The sequence below is a fragment of the Siminovitchia fortis genome (assembly GCF_007681465.1).
Classification (GTDB): domain Bacteria; phylum Bacillota; class Bacilli; order Bacillales; family Bacillaceae_C; genus Siminovitchia; species Siminovitchia fortis.
Genome location: NZ_VEKZ01000124.1, coordinates 1 through 1,917 on the forward strand (window position 1 = coordinate 1; position 1,917 = coordinate 1,917).

General features: G+C 39.8%; 1 protein-coding gene. It reads right to left on the reverse strand.

Going from position 1 to position 1,917, the window contains the following annotated elements:
• Nucleotides 1-76: 76 nt before the first annotated feature.
• Entirely contained in the window at nucleotides 77-1,783 is a 1,707-nt protein-coding gene (locus tag FS666_RS19120; protein ID WP_144463768.1) for an IS1634 family transposase, read from the reverse strand.
• Nucleotides 1,784-1,917: the final 134 nt, after the last annotated feature.

Consider the following 1,917-nt stretch of genomic DNA (forward strand, 5'->3'; position numbering starts at 1 on the left):
TTTTTCCCGACTTTGACAGTTAAAAAAGCGAAAACTCCCCTAGAACAGCGATATTATCGTGTTTTGAGGGAGTCTTTTATTTTTTTGGTTGTAGATATGCATTTGTTCTCTTGTCTTTTTGGCCGTATGTTGGGATATCTTCTAGCCCAAGTGCCTTTAGAATATCAGAAAAAACATCTTCCGGTTTGTTTTTTATATAGATCTCCTTTCCTTCCAAATTCACTTGGGTAAGGGTTGCACTCCGTATAGCGTCCTGTATTTTCTCCGTGGATAAATCCAGCCCTTTTTGCTTAAGCAGATATTCAAGCAATCGTTGAAGAACCAAAGCCAAGTAACAGATCACAAAATGGCCATGAATGCTTTCTTCCGTCCATACGTAGATGGGGCGTGCCTCCAGATTACTTTTTAACACACGGAAGCTCTCCTCGATTTTCCAAAGTCCGTGGTAGGCATTTAATATTTCTTCAGGGGATAATGTGGTGTCGCTATACTGTATCCCGTAATAGCCATCAAATTGTTCGTCAATCTCCAGCTGCTTCTCATTGAATGAGATTTGGTCCTCCTCCATGAGGGTTAACTGTACATATTTCTTGCCGCCTTTTTTCATTTCCGCTTTCATCTGCGATTTGGATTCAACCAATTTCTTTGATTTTTGGACAATTCTTTCGCGGTCTTTCCGGTCTTTTTGTTGTCTCTTCAATGACCAGGTGACCAGCAGGTGATCGTCAATTTTATGTGTTTTTCCATCTGCACGGAAATGGGACTGAAAGCCACATTTTTTCCATTTGAACTCCGGAGAAGTGACAGTATACCCCGATTCGTCAAGGACCATCTCTTTCGCCTTTTTTGATCCCGACCTGATTTTATATCCCATGACGTATTCGAAACCGAGCGATTTTAAAAACAATAAATTTTTCTTGGAGTTCAGGCCGCGATCGGCAACGAGGATCAGTTTCGAGATCCCGTATTCCTGCTTCAATCTTTTAAGGACGGGCTCCAATGTCTTGAAATCATTAGTGTTTCCAGGAAAGAGCTCATAGCTGACCGGAATTCCGTGTTCGTCTATCAAAAGCCCCATCACGACCTGCACTTGGTTCACCTTGTTGTCCTTCGAAAAGCCAAATTTCTTCACGTCATCCGCTAGGACGGACTCGAAATAGTATGTTGTTACGTCGTAAAAGGCGACCGCGAGATTACGCTCCATTTTTTTTGCAATCTGCTTATTAAGATGTTTCTCCAGATTGCTTTTTTGCGAGGCGAGGAAAGAAAGGGATCGATACATGTGTTTCAATTCACAGGGGAATTCGTGTGCGAAACGTTCTTTTCCTTCAAAGGTTGAACGCTTGGAACTTGGAAACAATAATCGTGAAAAAGTCATAAGTGAAATCGGGATTTTGGTCTGAAATTGAATATCGGTATCCCGTTTTTGCCGATATTGGAAGAAATAATCTAGTTTGAGCTCATCCCAAAGCATTTGATAAATTTCATAGCCATAATTTTGGAGTGGGGCACCCTCGCTTGATGAAAGAGGGACATCTGACTCTACAAATTCATTTAGCCGTTGGGAAAGAATAGACGAATTTAATTGTTCTTGTTCCGCATTCATCCTTTCCACTTTTTCACGAAGCTCTTGGATGGCATTTGGATTTTCAGCCAATAATTTTTCTTTATTCCCAAACGATTCAATCACCCGTATTTTGGGATTTTTCGTTTTCGGATCACGAAAAGATTCTACAATTCGCACATATTCTTTCCCTCTATTTTTGAAAACTTGTAGGTGCATATCCTCACTCCCTTTCTAATATTATAACATATATACAAACATATATACAATATAAAAAATAAAAAAAGAGGCCAAAAACAAGATTAACAAAATGTTTTTGGTCTCTTTTTTTCATTCTAAGTGTCAAAGTCGGG